Source organism: Corynebacterium sp. HMSC077G07, assembly GCF_001809225.1.
Taxonomy (GTDB): domain Bacteria; phylum Actinomycetota; class Actinomycetes; order Mycobacteriales; family Mycobacteriaceae; genus Corynebacterium; species Corynebacterium jeikeium_D.
This window is the reverse complement of record NZ_KV796530.1, coordinates 77,036-96,180: the sequence shown is the minus strand read 5'-3', so window position 1 is coordinate 96,180 and position 19,145 is coordinate 77,036. Positions and strand designations below refer to the sequence as shown.

Genomic DNA, 19,145 nt, shown 5'->3' with positions numbered 1-19,145 from the left:
ACCTAGCATGCGCTAACAGTGTGTTGCCACACCCGCAGGTTGAGAAGTGATTTATGACACTCTGATCGCTTCAGCGGGTCGTTTATCGGCGCTCTTCCAGGGGCTTTGTTACAGCAATTCCCGCACTTCTTCGTCAGTCAGCATGGCATCCTCGAATGCCTGCAGTGTGGCCTCTGGGTTAAATTTCACACCGATGAGTACGACCTCATTGGATGGTGGGACATCGGTCTGCGCCCACATGACGGCAGGGGTGATTTTCAGGTTCGGCCCCGCCTGACTCCACACGTGGGCGACTTCGAGGCGGTCGGAAATCCAGCAGTGCCCCTTGGATCGTACGAGCCCCTTTGTGCCGCGGAGAGCCTTAATCAGTCGTTCGCGGTCGAAGGGGCGGTTGCCTCGGAAAACAACCGAAGAAATGCCGTATTCTTCAGTCTCCGGCGTGTGGGGATTCGCAAGTTCTTCTGCATATCCGTGGAAAGTGGCCGCGGTACCTTCGTCGTAAAGCGATGCGTCGAGAATGGCAGAGGTGGCGATTTCGCCGTTAGTCACGCGGACGATGCGTGCGCGGGGGTTCATGGCGCGGATTGTTTCCTCGGTGCCGCCGGTGAGCTTTTCGCCGGCGAGGTCGGATTTGGTGATGAGGATGAGATCGGCGAATTCCACCTGGTCGACAAGGAGGTCAGCGACCGTGCGTTCGTCGTCAGGCAGTGCGCGTCCCTGGCGGAGACTGTCGAGGAATGTAGAGGCGTCGACGAGCGTGACCATCGTGTCGATGGGGGCGATGTCGGCGAGGCGACGGCCATCGTCGAATTCCCACTCGAAGGTAGCGGCGACTGGCATGGGCTCGGAGATGCCGGTGGATTCGATGACGATGTGTTCGAATTTGCCGCTGCGCGCGAGCTTGCCGACGTTTTCCACGAGGTCATCTCGCAGCGTGCAGCAGATGCAGCCGTTAGACATTTCGATGAAACGGTCCTCGCCGCGCTCGAGATATGTGCCCTGCTCGATGAGGGCGGCATCGACGTTGACTTCCGAGAAGTCGTTGACGATGACCGCGATTTTGCGCCCCTGTGAGTTTGCCAGGAGGTTGTTGAGGAGGGTGGTCTTGCCGGCGCCCAGGAATCCGGACAGGACGGTGACGGGAGTGGTCTGGGTGGTGCTATCAGAAAATTCGGTAGAAGTCACCCGACAAGATTAGCGTACTGAAAATGATTATCAATAACTAGTGCATGAATTGGGCTATGTGAGGGGTTGTAAATGTGTCGCATGGCTGATTGTCGACTGGTTGTGACGTAGGGCATAAAACGGTGTTGTAGTCGGCTTTAGTGGCGTATGGAATGTGCCTAAAATGGGGGCGCTTTCGGGCATCTGAATGAAAGGCGCTAACCGCTTCGTTGATAGGGTTGGGGGTGTGCTTTGGTGTTCGAAGTGCTACCCCCGATAGTCGCGTTGGGGGATATAGAAAGGTGAATTCATGTCAGATCGTATTGCCCATGCTGGTCTCAAATCCAAGGTGATGACCGCGCAGGAGGCGGCGCAGTTCATCAACCACGGAGACATGGTGGGCTTTGCCGGATTTACCGGTGCTGGCTACCCGAAGGTTGTCCCGCCGGCTCTCGCTGAGCGCATGGAGGCCGCTCACGAGCGTGGCGACGAGTTCAAGATTAAGGTCTTGACCGGCGCGTCTACCGCTCCGGAACTTGATGGTGCGCTGGCGAAGGCCAATGGTGTTGAGTGGCGTATGCCGTACCAGTCCGACCCGGGAATGCGTAACCGTATCAATGCAGGCGATGCCTTCTATAGTGATATTCACCTGTCGCACTCTGGCCCGATGACTGAGCAGGGCTTCTTTGGTCCGGTCAATGTTGCCGTGGTCGAAGCTGTTCGCATTAAGGCCGATGGCTCCCTGATTCTTTCCTCTTCGGTTGGTAACAGCATTTCTTACCTCAATGCTGCAGAGAAGATCATTATTGAGGTCAACTCCTGGCAGTCCGAGGACCTCGAGGGTATGCACGACATCTACAGTGTCGGCCTGCCTCCGAACCGTAAGGAGATTCCGATTGTGAACCCGGGGGACCGCATCGGCACTCCGGATGTTCAGATCGATGTCGATAAGGTTGTCGCTGTCGTCGAGACGAACGCCGAGGACCGTAACTCGCCGTTCAAGCCGCTGGACGATGACTCCAAGGCTATTGCTGGCTACCTGCTCGACTTCCTCGATGGCGAGGTCAAGGCCGGTCGTCTGCCGGAGAACCTGCTGCCGATGCAGTCGGGTGTCGGTAACATTCCGAACGCCGTTCTCGCAGGTCTGCTCGACTCCAAGTATGAGAACCTGACCTCCTTCACTGAGGTTATCCAGGACGGCATGGTCGACCTGATGGATGCTGGCAAGCTGACCGTGGCTTCCGGTACTGCATTCTCGCTGTCTCCTGAATATGCAGCTCGTATGAACGAGAATGCTGCTGACTACCGCGAGAAGATCGTTCTGCGGCCGCAGGACATCTCCAATAACCCGGGTCTGGTCCGCCGCATGGGGCTGATTACCACCAACGGCATGATTGAGGCTGACATCTACGGCAACGTCAACTCCACTCACGTGGCTGGCTCCCGCATGATGAACGGCATTGGCGGTTCCGGTGACTTCACCCGAAACGCCTACATCTCTACGTTCGTGTCCCCGTCGCTGGCTAAGAATGGCGACATTTCCGCAATCGTGCCGATGGTCTCTCACGTTGACCACACTGAGCATGACGTGATGGTCATCATCACTGAGCAGGGTCTGGCTGACCTCCGTGGGCTGGCGCCGCGTCAGCGTTCCCGTGTTGTCATTGAGAAGTGTGCGCACCCGATGTACAAGGAGGCGCTGCTCGAATACGTTGAGCGTGCTGAGAGGGCCACCCCGTACCTGCATACTCCGCATGACCTGGGTACTTCTTATGACTTCCACCGTCGTTTCCTCGAAAACGGTTCCATGAAGCCGGTCGACTAGGTTTCTAGTGCGGTTCCCGCTTTACGACGAAGTTTGCGTCGTAGGGCGGGATTTTCTTTCGGCTTTAGTTCGAAATAGTGTTCGAATAATGTGGAGATTTTTGGGGTGCGCAGCGGTTTGAATCCGGGGTGGGGGATATGGTGTGGGCGAATTGATAAAGAACTGTTCGTTAGGGGACCTCGTTAGGGAGGGGACAGTGCAATGTCAGAGTTGGAATCGTGTGGGGAATTTCGGTTCAGCCATGAGGTGAGGGCTCATTCGCTCGCTGAAGTGATGCGCGAGATTAATCGTCTGCAGATGGTTATCGCTCAGCGGGTCGCACCACCAGATGATGGCGATGTCGAAGCTCATTTGGCTTATTGGTCGGTGGTGCTTGGAATCTCACGCGCCGAAGTGAACAAATATATGGAAATTGGCTACATGCTTGGACGTATGCCGCAACTAGCGGAAATGTGTCAGGAGCGCGGGCATTTGTCGATGAGGCATTTAGCAATGCTTGGTAAGCATACCCGGCCTGTGGCTGATGACAAGGTTGACGCGGTGGAGTCGGGTCTCGTGGACGTCGTTAAGCCTAGGCGCGACGGGGAGGCGCTCCGTGGCGTGCGTGCGATGGCAACGCGGGTGCAGCGAGTGATTGGTGAGTGTGCTCCGGAAGTGCGGCCACGTGATGTGGATGTCGCTGGGTTGCAGGCTGATAGGGTCCTGGCCCGGAATGTGGAGGCGACCGTAGGTGCTGCAATTGATGCGGCGGCATACCAGGTCGAGGCGGATGGAGAGTCGGCGGATAATCCCGCGGAGTCGGAGGAGGTACGGGAGGTTCAAGCTGCGGCTCTCGACTACTTTGGCGATCGTATGACGGCTAAGGAGTTTGTCGCAGTTGATGAACATGGTGACGCTGGAGTTACGACACTGACTACTGTCCTCGAGCGGCATCATGCAGTGGAAGCCCTTGCAATTATCGACGCAGTGGCTAAGAAGATGAAAGTGAGTCGCGCGGCAGCTTTCATGCATGCGTTACGCGGTACTTGTGAGGTGGAGGTGAATCTGGAACTCTTCCGAGTGCTCTCTCCCGGGGAGGATGGCGAACCGGAAAACACTCCAGTGTGGCTCGCTGGGGCTGGTTGGCTTTCTTCGCTGGTGGCCGAGTCTTGGCTGAAGCGGGTATCGACATTGCGGGTGCTGGGGGATAGTGCGGTTGAGGGGTATCGGCCCTCCGAGTCTCAGCGTGCATTCGTGCGTGCCCGTGACGGTGTGTGTAGTTTTCCTGGATGCGATGTCCCCGCGGAAAAGTGCGATATCGACCATATTGTGGAATTTGATCACAGCCTTTCCGGTGGTGAGCGGCAAAAGGAAGGGGTCACGCACACAGATAATCTCCATTGTCTCTGTCGAAGGCACCACAACCTCAAAACTGCCGGTATGTGGCGAGTTGTTCGAGGTGATGATGGGATCGAAGCTTGGACGTTCCTCTCTTGTGATGAAGGGCCGTTTGCGCAGTCGGAAAAAGAGCACACTGGGCATGGTCGTTACACCTTTGCCTCGCAGACTGAAAAGAAGACCGCTGCGCTGGCTGAGCACAATGAGAAACGTCGCAAATTGCATGACAATCTCCGCGGCCTAGTGGATAAGGTGCGGCGGGATATGGAAAAGGAGAGAGCAGTAGGCGGGGTGGATTGTGAAAACGATGGAGATGGTAAAAATCGCGCAGACAGTGACGGGGGTGAGCGCTAGGTTCTGCTACACTCATTTGTGTCCATATAGTGAGAAGGGTATCTCAAAAAATGACTGAGGCAGGAAAGCTGAAGATCGCCGTCATCCCGGGTGATGGCATCGGCACGGAAGTTACGGCAGAGGCACTGAAGGTGCTCAAGGCTGCTATCGGCGAGTTCGACACCACCGAGTACGACCTCGGCTCGCGTCGCTACTTGCGCAATGGCGAACTGCTTACCGACGCCGATCTCGACTCCCTGCGTGAGCACGACGCTATTCTGCTCGGTGCTATCGGTGACCCGGCGAACGTTCCTCCGGGTGTTCTCGAGCGCGGCCTGTTGCTGAAGATGCGCTTCGCGCTGGATCACCACGTCAACCTGCGTCCTTCCAAGCTCTTCCCGGGTGTCGAGTCACCGCTGAAGAACCCGGGCGAAATTGATTTCGTGGTCGTCCGCGAGGGAACCGAAGGTGCTTACACCGGTAACGGCGGTGCGATTCGCGTCGGCACGCCACACGAGGTTGCCAACGAGACCTCCGTCAATACCCGCTTCGGTGCTGAGCGCGTTGTTCGCTACGCCTTCGAGCTGGCTATGACCCGTCGTAAGAAGCTGACCCTTGTCCACAAGACCAATGTGTTGGTGCACGGTGGCGGTATGTGGCAGCGCACGGTCGATGAGGTCGCTAAGGAATACCCAGAGGTAGATGTCGATTACTCGCACATCGACGCTGCGACGATCTACCTCGTCACTAATCCTTCGCGTTTCGACGTCATCGTCACCGACAACCTCTTCGGCGACATCATTACTGATGAGGCTGGTGCAGTGTCGGGCGGTATCGGCCTGGCGGCGTCCGGCAACATTGACGCCTCTAATACCAACCCGTCCATGTTTGAGCCCGTTCACGGCTCCGCTCCCGACATTGCTGGCAAGGGGATCGCTGACCCGACCGCAGCCATTCTGTCGGGTGCCATGATGCTGCGCCACCTGGGTCGTGAGGAAGACGCTCAGCGCATCGAGGCTGCTGTGGAAGCTGACATGGCTACTCGCGGTAGTGGCCCGATTAAGACCACTGAAGTTGGCGACCGCATTGCTGCTGCTTTGAAGTAGCGCAGTAAAAAATAGGGAGGGAGAGGGCTAGGCAATCACAGTTTTGCCATCGACGGTAGTGATGTGAGTCTTACCGTCGGCGGTGTGCTCGATGAAGTCCGACGCATGTCCGACCTGGCGAAGTACATCGATGATGGTGTCAAGGGGGTATGGGGATGAGCTTCCTGCGCCGTTATCGGAATCATCCCCTCCCAGTCCTGCCACTAGCGCATCCCTCGTAATCTCCGCATGTCCCAGGTGCTGAGCCGCCTCGTGGAAGACATGCACAATCACGCCTTCGATGCTGCCGCACCACCAACGGTCCTTATCGGTAGGAATAACAGCAGGAGCACCAGCGCGGTCCACGCCTTGCAACTCCACCAGCGCGGATTCAATGGCCGCGCGGTCACGGTGGTAAATCTCCAGCCCTTCCGAAACACTGCAATGAGCAGAAAACTCCCCATCGCGATCACGGACATAATCACGCCCAAGGCAGACGCGCTCGAGCCAGTACCTCGCGGATCCGGTCACATGTCGTAACAGCACGGCCAGGGAGTTAATGGCTGGGATGGGGAGGGTTGCATTGAAGGCGTCGTCGTCAAGCGTGGCGACGAGTGCCGCGAGCTTGTCCATCCTGCCGAGGATGTGGGCGTCGAGCGGCCATTCGGAATTTGTTGAAGCGCTGTGTGTGGAATTGGTCATAAGGTCGAGTATTCCCGCAAATCAGTCCTATTGGGAGCAAAAATAGGGGATAATTGACCCCATGACCGTCGAGCTTGCGGAAATCGCAGACTTCCTCAGCCATACTCGCCCCTTTTCGGACCTCAACGATGAAGAGCGCGCGACTATCCCACCGCTTTTGACCATGCGCTATGCCCGTCGTGGAACGGAGATTATCCGGGCGGGTGCGGATAACAACAGCTGTTTCATTATTCGCTCCGGCATGGTGGATCTCTTTGACCCAGCTGGCACGCTGTTGGACAGGCGAGATGTGGGAGATCATTTCGGCTATTCGACGCTGCTGAGCAGTGACCCTTCGCTATACACGATGACGGCAGTGGAGGACTGCGTATTCCTAGTGATCTCCAAGGAGGTTTTTGACCAGCTCAATGAGCAGTTCGTAGAGGTCCGGCGCTATTACGGCGGTGAGAACGCGCGCATTCGCGCAGTGGCATCGAAGCTGCGGAGTACTGCGGCATCGGAGTCATTGCGCACACGGGTTGCGGATCTGATGGAAACATCGCTGGTGACCTGCAGTGCTGATGCGACAGTACAAGAGGCGGCGCAGATTATGACGGAGCGGAATGTCTCCAGTTTGCTCGTAATGGAGTCTGCAGGCGCCAACCAGAGCCCGCTCGTCGGCATCATCACTGACCGTGACCTCCGTCGTCGAGTGCTGGCAGAGGCGAAGCCCGCGGCGACGCTTGTAAGCGAAGTGATGACCGGGAACCCGGAAACCATCAGTCCCGACCTGCTGGTTTTTGAGGCCATGCTGCTGATGGCTGAGCGCGGTTACCATCATCTGCCGGTGCACGACGGGACGAGAGTGGTCGGCATGATTGTCATTGGTGACCTGCTGCGCAGTCTGCACACCGATCCCGTGTACGCGACGGCGACGCTGGCGCGGAAGAGCGATATCTCGGAGATTGCGGAGATTGCTCAGAACGCGCGGCGGATTGTCGGCCGGTTTATTGACCGAGGTGATTCGGGGGAGGAGGTCGCCAAGCTGCTGACTGCCGTGGCCGATGCTGTCACCCGACGCCTGGTTGCGCTGGCGGAGGAAAAGCTTGGGCCGCCACCAGTCAGCTACGCCTTTGCGGTACTGGGTTCGCATGGGCGCGGGGAGATGGGGCTCGCGTCCGATCAGGACAATGCGCTTGTTCTCGCCGACGACTACGACGCCGACGCTCATGCTGACTATTTCGCCGCGCTTAGCGACGAGATTTGCACCAACCTCGACCGAGTCGGTTATCCGCTCTGTCCAGGGGACATGATGGCCAGCAATCCTGCGTGGAGGATGACCAAGTCGCAGTGGCTGCGCACGTTCCACGGGTGGATTACCGCACCGGAGGCGGAGGCGCTGTTACATGCACAGACCTTCTTCGACATGCGAGCGGTAGCGGGCGATGTGCAACTGGTAGAGGAATTGCGCGCGGCCTACCTACCGCTGGCCCAGGGGTCGCAGCGCCTGCACGCGCACTTGGCCAAGCTCTCGGCCTGGCGGGAGCCGCCGCTCGGCTTCTTCCGGGGCCTAGTGCTGGAAAAGGGCGGCGATCACGCAGAGACCCTGGACATCAAAAAGGGGGGAACTGCTGCTGTGGTGCAGATGGCGCGTCTATTTACTGTGGCGGCCGGCCTGCCACAGCTGTCGACGCGTGAACGCTTGGCGGCGAGTGCGGGTGCCGGAAGCGTGAGCCGTCAGGGTGCGCAGGATCTGGCGGATGCGTTCGAGTTCCTGTGCACGGTGCAGCTTCATCACCAGCAGGCCCAGTTCAACGCTGGCGAGCAGCCGAATAACCACATCTACCCGAAGCGTCTCTCCAGCCTGGAACGCGAGCACCTGCGCGATGCGTTTGGTGTTATCCGCAAGTTGCAGCAGAGCCTCGGGGCGAAGTATCCCATCCGGGCGATGTCGTGAGCGCGCAATGTTGAAGTTTTTCAAACCCCGCAAGAAACTCTTGGACGCACCTATCCGCGACAATGCTTGGCTCGCGGTCGATGTGGAAACCACCGGTCTGGATCCCTCCAAAGATCAGTTGCTTTCCATCGGTTGGGTTGCCGTCGAAGGCCGCGACATCGTGCTGGAAGAGTCGGGTCACCTTCTCATTCGCCCAGAGCGCGAGGAGGTGAGCGTCGGCGAGTCGGCGACGGTGCATGGGCTTACCGACGACATGGTCGCAACCGGGGTAGAGGCAGAGGTGGCCGTCGGCAAGCTGTTAGAAGCTCTACGGGGACGGAAGCTGCTGGCGCACTACGCGCGGATGGAAGTTGGTTTCCTAGATCCGTTGTGCCGGAAGTACTTCGATGCGCGTTTTGATGTGCCGGTGGCGGACACTATGACACGTGAGTACGACGCGATTCTGCGGGCCAACCGTGAGCCGGTCCGTGATGAGCTGCGGTTGTGGTCACTGTGCGACAAGTACGGCATTCCCCGTTTTAAGGCCCATCACGCGTTCAACGATGCGTTGGCCTGTGCGCTGGTGTGGCTTGCGCAGGAATCCCGCGGAGTTTAGAGCGCAGAGTATAGAGAGTGGGGGTCGTTGCATAATTATCGCAATGTGACGTGTACCCTATTTTTATGCGTATTGCTCGAATCGCCCACCCAGAGGGCATGTGCTTCGCGCTCGTTGAGGGCGAAGGCAGTGAAGTTACTTTGCACGAAATCGAAGGGCACCCTTTCGGTCAGCTGAATAAGACTGGCCGTTCCTGGCCGCTTGCCGACGTACGTCTGCTCGCCCCAATGCTGCCGTCGAAGGTCATCGCTATTGGTCGTAACTACGCTGACCACGTCGCCGAGGTGTTCAAGAAGTCGGCAGAATCGCTGCCGCCGACGATGTTCATTAAGCCGCCGACGGCCGTCATTGGCCCGGAAGCGCCGATTCGCATTCCGGATTTCGCCACCAACGTCGAGTTTGAGGGCGAGCTGGCACTGGTTATTGGTAAGCCGTGCAAGAACGTCAAGAAGGAAAACGCTCACGATGTGATCTTCGGATACACCATCGTCAATGATGTTTCTTCCCGTGACCTGCAGTTTGCCGATGGTCAGTGGGCGCGCGCAAAGGGCATCGATACCTTCTGCCCGCTTGGTCCGTGGATCCAGACGGAGCTGGACTACAACGAGCTGCCGATCAAGGCGCACCTGACTCACGAGGGTGTTACCGAGACCAAGCAGGATTCCAACTCCAACCAGATGATTATGTCCATCCCGGAGATTATCGAGTTCATCACTGCCTCGATTACGCTGCTGCCGGGTGATGTCATCTGCACCGGCTCCCCGGCCGGTACCGCTGCGATGTTCCCGGGTGACCGCATCGAGATTGAGATCCCGGGTATCGGCAAGCTGGCCAACCCTGTGGAGCGGGCTTAAGCTGCCAGGGCTTAAGCTGCTAGGGCCTATGCGCCCTGGCTTAAGCGCCCTTAACTCCAAAAGCGCGGAGTACAGTGCCCATCTTGGCGCTGGTCTCCGTGACTTCTTCTTCTGGGTCGGAGTGCGACACAATGCCGCCTCCGGCCCATAGTCGTGCCACGGACCCCTCAGTGTCGATTTCGGCACAGCGAATGGAGACCACGAACTCACCATCGCCATTCTCATCGCACCAGCCGACAGCGCCGGAGTAGAAGCCGCGGTCAGTCTCTACGGCCTGAATGACGCCGAAGGCGGATTCCGTCGGCGTGCCACAAATGGCTGGTGTTGGGTGCACCACCAGTGCCAAATCCAGCGCGGACAGCGACGGATCCTTCAATCGACCGCGGATATGCGTGGCCAAGTGCCACATCTCGGCAGTGCTCATCAGCTCGGGGCTGTCCGGAACATCCAGCGAACTGCACAGCGGCGCCAGGTTGTCGGCGATGTCATCGACAACGAAGGCGTGTTCATCCAGGTTCTTGCGCGAGTCCGCTAAACGACGAGCCGACGCCCGGTCCACCTCTTCATTCCGGGATCTCGGCAGCGACCCGGCCAAGGGAAATGCCTCAACGATGTCACCCGTACGGCGGACCAGCATCTCCGGGGAGGAACCGATGAGCAACTTGCCCTCATAATCGGAACCGGCGGGAGAGAGATCCACGACAAAGCCATCGCGGTTGGGGGATCCGTCGATAAGCCGCGATGCGAGTAGGAGCGGGTCAATCGGGGGATCGATTTCGAGTTCCACAGCGCGCGCGAGCACGACCTTTTCCAGCGCCGAGTACTCGATGGTGCGGATTGCTGCGGCGATGCGCTCAGCGTGCTCATCGAGCGGGGGATCGTAAGCGACGATGCTGGCGTGAGGCTTGGGTGCGTTCCAGCGGTAGTGCGCGGGTGGCTCCAGCGGCTGCGAGGAGCGGATGACTTCCCGGGGAACGGTCAGGGCGGCGGGCTTGTCCAAGTCGAAGGGCAGGGCGCCGACCACCATTTTGTGAATGCCCGAGTGCAGTCCCTCGGCTGCGAGCCAGGGGTCGGAAATCTGCTCTTCAATACCTTGCGTGCGGATGGAGCCGTGCGCACGGGAGAGCAAAAAATCAGGAGCGGTGGTTGGGCGGGACGTGTCCCAGCGCGTCGAACGCTTCGGAGTCGCTGCAGGCTCGTTCGACGGGTGAGACTTTTCCTGCTGCTCTTCCTCGTTTCCGCCGCCCAGAGAGGGGTGGTTTTCCATGGACATAGCCCTAACCCGCCTCCTCAATCTAAACCCAGTTGTGCTCCAGTTTAAGGGGCAGGCTAACCCCTGCCCAAAAAGGGCATACCCGCAGCGGTAATCGTAAGCTGATCGATGACGGCACCTGCCGGCAGATTCGCGGCGTAGAGGAAAGTTTCCGCAGCCTGCTTGGCATCGAACACCGGCTCGCTGCCTGTGAACGTCCCCAACAGGTCAGTCTGCGCATTGCCAATATCAATGCGCGTTGCCGTAATGCCGTATTCGCGTCCGTCGAGGGCAAGCACGTGGGTCATTCCGGCAAGCGCGCTTTTCGACGTCGCGTACGCCGCCGTGTGCGCTCTCGGCACCTGCGCCGCGATAGAACAATTGACCAGGATTCGGCCGCCCGCTTGCCCTGTCTTCCTCTCGCACCCCGCCTTCATCCGCGAAAAAGCCTCGCGTGCACACAGGTACGAGCCGACCACATTCGTATCGATGACCGCCCGGAAGTCTTCAATGTCGGTCTCTCCAAACTCCGCGGGCGTGCCGGGCAGCCCCGCATTGAGCACCGCAACATCGATGGTTCCCGTAGCCACCTGCGCGTTCTCAAACATCGCACGGACCTGCTCTGGGTCGGTGATGTCACACCTGGAGTAGGTGATGTTGTCCGCTTCGGCGGCAACAGTCTCGAGCGCGTCGATACGCCTGCCGCAGATATGCACGTGCCAGCCATCGGCGGCGAAAGTCAGAGCAATTTCGCGACCAATGCCCGCGCCGCCACCAGTTACTACTACCGTTTTGGTCATGAGCACCATTATTAACTGTTCTACGGTCTACGCACACATGTCCCCGCACGACGCCGTCAACGCCGCGCGTGACGACGGCTACGCGGCCGTGGAATTCTGGTGGCCATTTGACCTCGCAGTGCCCGCACCCGATGAGGTTTCCGCTTTTTGTAACCTCTTTGACGACAGCCTTGGTCTTTATGCCATGAACCTGTGGGGAGGGGACATGGCAACGGGGCAGAGAGGAGTGCTCGATACAGACGGGCTGCCCACGGGGCACCTGGAGGCAGTTAGCCAGATCGCGCGAGCCACGGGGCTGAAATGCTCTAACGTGCTGCTGGGGCGCTCGGGGGAGCTAACGGACTTGCAGTTGCAAAGGCTGACCGAGATTACTGCACAGCTGGAGCTCAGCGGCGTTCGCGCGTTGATTGAGCCGCTGTCCGGGATGGACGATTACCCCATTACAGATCCCTGGCAGGCCGAGGAGTTAGCGCAACAGACTGGTGCTGGCGTGCTCGCGGACTTTTACCATTTTGCGGCCAATGGCATCGATGTGGATGCTTGGCTCGCTGATGTGGAGACCGGAAGAGTGAGTCTGCCGGCGCACGTCCAGATTGCCGATTTCCCAGGCCGCGGCGCGCCGGGCACCGGTGAGGCGCCACTGCGCAGCTGGGTTGAGCGGCTGCGCGCCGCTGGATACGCCGGCGAAGTGGCTGGGGAATGGACTCTGTAACCCTATGTAAAACCCTATGCATGCCTGCAGGTGGGAGGGCGGGTATCGTGGGAAAGCATGTCAGATGTTCGCGTACGCTTTTGCCCGTCGCCAACCGGTACCCCGCACGTTGGCCTCATCCGCACCGCCCTGTTCAACTGGGCATATGCCCGTCACACTGGTGGCAAGCTGGTCTTCCGCATCGAAGATACCGATGCCGCTCGCGACTCCGAAGAGTCCTATCAGGCAATCATCGAGGCCCTGAATTGGCTCGGTATTGACTGGGACGAGGGCATCGACGTCGGCGGCCCGCACGGCCCGTACCGCCAGTCGCAGCGCAAGGACATCTACGCCGATGTGTTGCAGCGCCTCATTGACGCTGGTGAAGCTTACGAGGCCTTTTCCACCGCTGAAGAGGTTGAGGAGCGCCACAAGGCAGCCGGCCGTGACCCGAAGCTGGGCTACGACAACTACGACCGTAACCTGACCGAGGAGCAGAAGGAAGCCTTCCGTGCAGAGGGTCGCAAGCCGGTGATTCGCTTGCGCATGCCAGACGAGGACATTGTCTTCGAGGACCTCGTCCGCGGTCGTATCGAGTTCAAGGCCGGCCTGGTTCCGGACTTCGTTATTGCCCGCTCCAACGGTGAACCGCTCTACACCCTGGTTAACCCGGTGGATGACGCTCTGATGGAGATTACTCACGTCCTGCGTGGTGAGGATTTGCTGCCATCGACCCCGCGCCAGATTGCTCTCTACGAGTCGCTGAAGCGTATCGGTGTCGCCAAGTTCACCCCGGAGTTCGGTCACCTGCCGTTCGTTATGGGCGAGGGCAATAAGAAGCTGTCCAAGCGCGACCCACAGTCCAACCTCTTCATCCACCGCGATAACGGTTTCATCCGCGAGGGTCTGTTGAACTACCTGGCTCTGCTGGGTTGGTCTATGGACGGCGATCAGGACATCTTCACCATGGACGAGATGGTTAAGGCCTTCGATATCCACGATGTGCTGTCCAACCCGGCCCGCTTCGACCAGAAGAAGGCCGACGCTATCAACGCCGACCACATCCGCATGCTCGATCCGAAGGACTTCGAACAGCGTCTGCGCACGTATTTGGAAAGCCACTTTGACTTCCCGTCCGACTACCCGGCGGATAAGTTCGCTTTCCTGGCAACGCTGCTGCAGACTCGTGTGAAGACGCTTTCCGACGCCTGGGACCTCTCGAAGTTCCTGGTTGTGGAAGAGGACGAGTTCACCTTCGATGAGCGCTCGGCACGCCGTAACTTCAAGGAAGACGCCGTCGCTGTCCTGGAGGCCACCATTGCAGCTGTGGAGCCGCTCAGCGAAGAGGACTTCGTCACCGAGAAGCTCGAAGCTGCACTTCAGAAGGCTCTCATCCAGGACCTGGAGCTGAAGCCACGCAAGGCCTTTGGCCCGGTGCGCGTGGCTGTAACTGGTGCTCAGGTATCGCCGCCGCTGTTCGAGTCCATGGAGCTGCTTGGCCGCAGCCGCAGCCTGAGCCGACTGCGCAAGGCTCTCGAGGTCACTCCTTTTACTGCTGCTCAGTAAAGAGTGCGAGCTGGGCTGAGCGAAGCAGGTTCGTGTAAGAACCCGCTTCCTTGCCCACCTTCTGCGGGTCGCGGTTCAGCATGTTCATGGAGGTTTCGCGGTAGTCCTTGACCAGCGACCCCATGTGGTTGTTGAAGAACTCGTGCCAGTCGGTTCCCCAGTAGACCGTGCCGTCCTCGTTTCGCTTGAGCAGTGCGGCAAAGGCGTACACGAGTGGGTAGATGAACCCGTCCGGAATCGCGTAGCCGATGGGCTGGCGGTAGAACTTCGAGTACTTCTGTGGAGTTTTGCCAGTCCGCGGATTCTTCTTGTTGGCCTTGTCAACAGCATCAATGCCGCCGAATTTGCCGCCACTCTTGTTGTAGAGATCGGGTAGCTCCGCGTTGATGCGCTCGAAAATATCGATGAAGTCACGCGTGAGGTTCAAGGCACTGCGGACCTTCTCGTTGTAGAGAACGACCTCTTCGGTGCGCTCATTGATACTTTCAGTGCTGGGCTTAGTGACCTCCGGGGAACTCATGACATCCTCGAAGCGGTCAAGCAGCTTGGCCTTGCCGGAGTAGAGGCTGGTAGGGGTCGGTGCTTCAATCTGCTTGCCGTCGGCATCCTTCGGCAGGTCAATACAGGACAGTGGAATCCACGCCATAGCGATGATATCGCCCACCTTTAGTCGACCAGTATCGTTGGTGCGCCACTGCACGTTGTCGCTAATTCCCTGTGGCAGAGCATGCTTCAGATCGTCAAAGTAGCCGGCGCGATTGAGCTTTGCTTCCGCCTTGAGCTCCGCATTGTTGTTGCGGGCGGCACAGATATCGAGCAGAGCATCGGAGAAGTCCTGCACAGTGTCCTCGTCCCGAGCACCGGGAACGAGTACCTCTACCGGAACCTTGGCATCGAGCTCGGTGAGGCTTTCGTCGGCAAGCAATTCCTCGATTTCCTCGGAGCGCTCCATCCAGACCTCCTTCATTTCGGACCACGTCTTGATTTTGCGGCTAGGCGGTGGAGTGAGCTTGCCCAGGACGAACAGCGCAATAGCCAGCGAGTTGTGGCCGCCGTCGAGGATGCCTTCGATGCGACGGTTGCTGAAGGTGAAGCGGTAGAGATTGTCTTCACTGGTGAACTGAGTGGAGGCCAGGAGCACACCCTTGGACTTGTAGGCGAAGAGCTCCGGCGTGGTGTCGATGGTTTCCATGATGGCATCGGTGATGCGGCCGGTGCGGGACACGCGTGGGTTGGCATCGAGGTTGAGGGCCGAGATGATTTTCGCGAACTGACGGATAGTGACAGTGCCGATGACGCGGCCGATGGTGCCGTTCATTTGCTCCGTGATGTCGGAGAACTCCAGCTCGAGCGTGATGGGGGCGGTTGTTGCCGTCGTTGTTGGGGAAGTCATGGTGCCTGCCTTTCAGGTCTGGTTTTTTTGGTGTGTGTCGGCTGTTTGCCAGCCGCTTCACCACGAAGTGTCTCCTGAAGGGCGGATCGGCTTTGAGCTGCGATCGAATGGGCTTTCGATCTGGGACTGCGTTAGTTATATGCACTGCTGAGGTGGACTGTGGGGAACTCGCGAATTTAAACGAGCCTTTGACCAGGTGATTTGCTCTTGTTAGCGCGAATTGGCTATATTATTCCTCGTTGCGTTCAGCAGCGATGGCCTATGGTGTAATTGGCAACACTACGGTTTCTGGTACCGTCATTCTAGGTTCGAGTCCTGGTAGGCCAGCGGAATTCGCTCACTCAGTTGAGTTGAATTCAGTTCTAAGCCCCGTTCGTCTAGCGGCCTAGGACGCCGCCCTCTCACGGCGGTAACACGGGTTCAAATCCCGTACGGGGTACAAAGACAGCGTGAAAGCGCTAGTCTTTATTGGCCTATGGTGTAATTGGCAACACTACGGTTTCTGGTACCGTCATTCTAGGTTCGAGTCCTGGTAGGCCAGCAGTGAAGAAGTTCATTGTTGAATGTATTCACTAACTGCAAAGTTCTAAGCCCCGTTCGTCTAGCGGCCTAGGACGCCGCCCTCTCACGGCGGTAACACGGGTTCAAATCCCGTACGGGGTACAAAGTTACTCCCCAGTCAGTTGGCTGGGGAGTTTTTGTTTTTTAAGAATCGAGGCCGCTATGACCAGAGGTGACTATGACCAGTGAACGTTTCGCACGACTGAAGCTTCTCCTAGGGGAGGAGGGGCTGGAAACGTTGGCTGAATCTACCGTCATGGTTGTCGGACTCGGAGGCGTGGGGTCGAGTTGTGCCGAAGCTCTCGCGAGAGGTGGCGTGGGCAACCTCATCTTGATTGACGGCGATGTCGTGGAGCCGAGCAATCTCAACCGTCAGGCGCTGGCATTTGTCTCCACGATTGGTCGGGTCAAAGCCGAGGTTATGGAGGCGATGGTTGCCGATATCAACCCGGATTGTACGACCTATGCCCGCCAGATTTTTCTCACACGCGAAAACCTGTCAGAGACCTTCGAGAAGTTCCCGCGTCCGGATTACATCATCGACGCTATCGACGATGTCACCGGGAAAATTGAGATCGCGCAGTGGTGCGCGGAAAATCGCATCCACCTCATTTCCGCTATGGGCGGCGGAAATAAGCTCGACCCATCTCGGCTGACCTTCTCAAAAATCAATAAGACAAAGGTCTGTCCGCTGGCGAAGGTCGTCCGTCAGGTGTGTATCCGCCGACGCATTCGCGGTCTTGAAGTGCTGTACTCATCCGAAGAGCCTGTGCGCATTGCGGACAAGGGCAGCGGCACCAAAGCGGAAACCCTCGGTACCATGAGCTACATACCGCCAATCATGGGGCAGATGCTGGCCGGAAAGGTCATTCGCCGTCTGCTCGGGTTCGAGGAAACCCCGCTGGCCCCGCGAATCGGCGGTCCGGCCGACGAAAACCAGCCACCAACGGAAAAATGATGCGGCTCATCGATACCCACTTTCACTACGATTTCCTGCCACCGGCTTCGCGCGAGTGCTTCAAAGCCGATATTGCGCAGGAAGGCGTGGAGATCATCGCGCAGACAGTCCGCCCCTCCGGATTTGTCGAGCTAGAGCGCGAAAATCTCCCCATGGCCGCAGTCGGCTATCACCCGTGGTATATCGACGGCAACTACGAGCGCGAGCTTGAGATATTTCGCGAGGCCCTTCCACACACCCGTTTCGTCGGTGAGATTGGCTTGGACTTCGCGCCCCGCAGGCTTGACGACGTTCCCGCCGAGACTCAAATCCATGTCCTCACCGGCATCCTCGATGCTGTCCAAGCTTCGAGCCAGCCGCATATCCTGTCCATTCACACAGTCCGCAGCGCCGATACGGTGCTTGATCTGCTGGAACCACGCTTGGACTCCGGCAAAGGGGTAGGGCTCGGTCAGAATCTCGTGCCCATCTTTCACCGTTTCGGTGGCACCAACGATGAGCTGACCAGGCTTATCCGAGCCGGTGGCTACATCTCCGTCAATCCGCTCATGTTGCGGACCAAACGCGGACGGGCCTATGTGTCGCAGGTGCCCGTCGATAGGCTTTTGCTGGAAACTGACCTTCCGCGCGAGCCCGGAAGCGGTGATGCGGCGGAGGCGGTCTCTGCCGAGGTCATCGCCGCGTTGCGGGACACTGTCGCCGAAGTTGCGACTTTGCGAAGAATGGATGAAGCGGAGCTTAAAAACGCATTGGCAGAAAATGCGGAAACACTTGGAATTTAGTGCTTTGACCTGGTGATTTGCAGTTACTATCCACGTCTAGTGTATTGTTTAACAAGTCCGCAGCGCGCGGATGAAAGTTCTAAGCCCCGTTCGTCTAGCGGCCTAGGACGCCGCCCTCTCACGGCGGTAACACGGGTTCAAATCCCGTACGGGGTACAAAGATATATAGAGACAAGAGCCTTCACTCGTAATCGAGTGGAGGCTCTTGTCTTGCTGCTCACCCCTCCACCGCGGCACTGGATTTCCACAGTCCTAGTATCGAAACTATGAAACATTCAAAACTCGTTTGTATTGGTCTCGGTCACGTCGGTTCGTATGTTCTGACATATGCCATGGAATCCGGGCTGTTCGCTGAGATTGCCACTATTGACGCAGCACCAGGCGTCGCGCATGGCGAGGCTCTGGACCAATCCCAGTCCACTGGTGTTCCCGGCACGGACTATGTCAATGTGCATGCTGGCGACTACAGCGATTGTGCTGACGCAGATATGATTATCGTCGCTGCTGGTGCGTCCATTCTCCCGGACCCGGACGACCCGGATTCCCGTCCGGACCGTGCCGGATTGGCCAAGCTCAGCGGGGAGGTGGTTCGCGATGTCATGCCGGGAATCGTGAAGCATACGCGCGATGCGATCGTCCTCTTTATTACTAATCCACTCGATGCGGTGGTGCACTTGGCACATACCGAGTTCGACTACCCCGCGGAAAAGCTCTTTGGTACCGGCACCATGCTGGACTCGGCTCGACTGCGCTGGGTGGTGGCCAAGCAGCTCGGCATCGACCCGAAGTCAGTCACTGGCTACATGATGGGTGAGCACGGGCTTACGGCTGTCCCAATTTTGTCCACACTCAATGTTCAAGGTGTGAGGTGGGCAGAACTGGAAAAATGGCATGGCACGCCGCTGCCTTCACCGCAAGAAATTCAAGATGCCGTGGTCGGGGCAGCTTACGATGTTCTCAATGCCAAGGGCTGGACTAATGCCGGTGTTGCACGCTCCGCTTTGGAAATTACCCGTGCGGTGATGCTGGATCAAAACAGCGTCCACCCGGTGTGTACACGCTTGGATGGTGAATACGGGTTGCCGGATGTCTCGCTGTCGATGCCTGCGGTGATTGGCCGAGGTGGAATCATTCGCCGTATGCCGCCACAGCTAAACAGCTGGGAGCTGGAGCGGTTGCGTGAATCTGCTCAGTACATTTTGAGCACCGTCGAGAATATGTAGAAGAAATTATGTAGATTCCACTTTTGCCGAAATAACACGGGGAAGTAC

Annotated in this window: 16 protein-coding genes and 5 tRNA genes; 16 read left to right on the top strand and 5 right to left on the bottom strand. The window is 58.2% G+C overall.

Features of this window, described 5'->3' with window-relative positions; translation table 11 throughout:
• Positions 1-108: 108 nt before the first annotated feature.
• On the bottom strand, positions 109-1,185 hold the full coding sequence (locus tag HMPREF2562_RS04135; RefSeq protein ID WP_049190124.1) for a GTP-binding protein: 1,077 nt from the start codon (positions 1,183-1,185) through the stop codon (positions 109-111).
• A gap of 289 nt (positions 1,186-1,474) precedes the next feature.
• Here HMPREF2562_RS04135 and HMPREF2562_RS04130 point away from each other — a divergent pair, with 289 nt between their 5' ends.
• The 3 genes from HMPREF2562_RS04130 to HMPREF2562_RS04120 all read left to right on the top strand — a co-directional run bounded on the left by HMPREF2562_RS04130 (position 1,475) and on the right by HMPREF2562_RS04120 (position 5,805).
• Positions 1,475-2,989 (top strand): acetyl-CoA hydrolase/transferase family protein, encoded by a 1,515-nt coding sequence (locus HMPREF2562_RS04130; protein ID WP_070429316.1) that lies wholly within the window; start codon positions 1,475-1,477, stop codon positions 2,987-2,989.
• Positions 2,990-3,190: 201 nt separating this feature from the next.
• Entirely contained in the window at positions 3,191-4,720 is a 1,530-nt protein-coding gene (locus tag HMPREF2562_RS04125; RefSeq protein ID WP_070549664.1) for an HNH endonuclease signature motif containing protein, read from the top strand.
• Positions 4,721-4,788: 68 nt separating this feature from the next.
• Positions 4,789-5,805 carry a 3-isopropylmalate dehydrogenase gene (locus HMPREF2562_RS04120; RefSeq protein WP_088611968.1) on the top strand — a complete coding sequence of 339 codons (1,017 nt, stop codon included), beginning with the start codon at positions 4,789-4,791 and terminating at the stop codon, positions 5,803-5,805.
• Positions 5,806-5,832: 27 nt separating this feature from the next.
• Here HMPREF2562_RS04120 and HMPREF2562_RS04115 read toward each other — a convergent pair whose 3' ends face one another.
• A complete protein-coding gene (locus HMPREF2562_RS04115) occupies positions 5,833-6,486 on the bottom strand; it encodes a mycothiol transferase (protein ID WP_070549663.1) in 654 nt (217 codons plus the stop codon).
• Between the two features lie 61 nt (positions 6,487-6,547).
• Here HMPREF2562_RS04115 and HMPREF2562_RS04110 point away from each other — a divergent pair, with 61 nt between their 5' ends.
• From HMPREF2562_RS04110 to HMPREF2562_RS04100, 3 genes are all read left to right on the top strand, one after another.
• Complete coding sequence (locus HMPREF2562_RS04110) at positions 6,548-8,422, top strand: DUF294 nucleotidyltransferase-like domain-containing protein (protein WP_070549662.1); 1,875 nt, start codon at positions 6,548-6,550, stop codon at positions 8,420-8,422.
• Between the two features lie 7 nt (positions 8,423-8,429).
• Positions 8,430-9,017, top strand: coding sequence for a 3'-5' exonuclease (locus HMPREF2562_RS04105; RefSeq protein WP_048735364.1), 588 nt, complete (start codon positions 8,430-8,432; stop codon positions 9,015-9,017).
• A gap of 65 nt (positions 9,018-9,082) precedes the next feature.
• Entirely contained in the window at positions 9,083-9,871 is a 789-nt protein-coding gene (locus HMPREF2562_RS04100; protein ID WP_049172137.1) for a fumarylacetoacetate hydrolase family protein, read from the top strand.
• A 40-nt stretch (positions 9,872-9,911) separates the two neighbouring features.
• Here the strand turns inward: HMPREF2562_RS04100 and HMPREF2562_RS04095 are convergent, their stop codons facing one another.
• Both HMPREF2562_RS04095 and HMPREF2562_RS04090 read right to left on the bottom strand, forming a co-directional pair.
• Positions 9,912-11,144, bottom strand: a complete 1,233-nt coding sequence (locus HMPREF2562_RS04095; protein WP_070549661.1) for an isochorismate synthase — start codon at positions 11,142-11,144, stop codon at positions 9,912-9,914.
• A gap of 56 nt (positions 11,145-11,200) precedes the next feature.
• Complete coding sequence (locus HMPREF2562_RS04090; protein ID WP_070549660.1) at positions 11,201-11,923, bottom strand: SDR family oxidoreductase; 723 nt, start codon at positions 11,921-11,923, stop codon at positions 11,201-11,203.
• Here HMPREF2562_RS04090 and HMPREF2562_RS04085 point away from each other — a divergent pair.
• Together HMPREF2562_RS04085 and gltX are read left to right on the top strand one after the other, a co-directional pair.
• The gene (locus HMPREF2562_RS04085; protein ID WP_070549659.1) at positions 11,922-12,635 is read left to right on the top strand and encodes a TIM barrel protein; all 714 of its coding nucleotides are present in this window, start codon (positions 11,922-11,924) and stop codon (positions 12,633-12,635) included. The two genes, HMPREF2562_RS04090 and HMPREF2562_RS04085, sit on opposite strands and share 2 nt — an antisense overlap.
• Positions 12,636-12,692: 57 nt before the next feature.
• Positions 12,693-14,180, top strand: a complete 1,488-nt coding sequence (gene gltX / locus HMPREF2562_RS04080; protein ID WP_070549658.1) for a glutamate--tRNA ligase — start codon at positions 12,693-12,695, stop codon at positions 14,178-14,180.
• Here gltX and HMPREF2562_RS04075 read toward each other — a convergent pair.
• A complete protein-coding gene (locus HMPREF2562_RS04075) occupies positions 14,164-15,573 on the bottom strand; it encodes a hypothetical protein (protein ID WP_246819322.1) in 1,410 nt (469 codons plus the stop codon). The genes gltX and HMPREF2562_RS04075 overlap by 17 nt on opposite strands.
• A 255-nt stretch (positions 15,574-15,828) precedes the next feature.
• Here HMPREF2562_RS04075 and HMPREF2562_RS04070 point away from each other — a divergent pair.
• The 8 genes from HMPREF2562_RS04070 (at position 15,829) to HMPREF2562_RS04035 (ending at position 19,097) form a co-directional block, all read left to right on the top strand.
• A tRNA-Gln gene (locus HMPREF2562_RS04070) sits at positions 15,829-15,900 on the top strand.
• A gap of 39 nt (positions 15,901-15,939) precedes the next feature.
• Positions 15,940-16,012: transfer RNA gene (locus tag HMPREF2562_RS04065), tRNA-Glu, on the top strand.
• A 30-nt stretch (positions 16,013-16,042) separates the two neighbouring features.
• A tRNA-Gln gene (locus HMPREF2562_RS04060) sits at positions 16,043-16,114 on the top strand.
• Positions 16,115-16,163: 49 nt separating this feature from the next.
• Positions 16,164-16,236 (top strand) — tRNA-Glu (locus tag HMPREF2562_RS04055).
• 76 nt (positions 16,237-16,312) lie between these two features.
• Positions 16,313-17,092 carry a tRNA threonylcarbamoyladenosine dehydratase gene (locus HMPREF2562_RS04050; protein ID WP_070549657.1) on the top strand — a complete coding sequence of 260 codons (780 nt, stop codon included), beginning with the start codon at positions 16,313-16,315 and terminating at the stop codon, positions 17,090-17,092.
• On the top strand, positions 17,089-17,874 hold the full coding sequence (locus tag HMPREF2562_RS04045) for a TatD family hydrolase (protein ID WP_241482131.1): 786 nt from the start codon (positions 17,089-17,091) through the stop codon (positions 17,872-17,874). Before HMPREF2562_RS04050 ends, HMPREF2562_RS04045 begins: the two co-directional genes overlap by 4 nt.
• Positions 17,875-17,957: 83 nt before the next feature.
• A tRNA-Glu gene (locus HMPREF2562_RS04040) sits at positions 17,958-18,030 on the top strand.
• Positions 18,031-18,140: 110 nt separating this feature from the next.
• Positions 18,141-19,097 carry a lactate/malate family dehydrogenase gene (locus HMPREF2562_RS04035; RefSeq protein ID WP_070549656.1) on the top strand — a complete coding sequence of 319 codons (957 nt, stop codon included), beginning with the start codon at positions 18,141-18,143 and terminating at the stop codon, positions 19,095-19,097.
• Positions 19,098-19,145 lie beyond the last annotated feature (48 nt).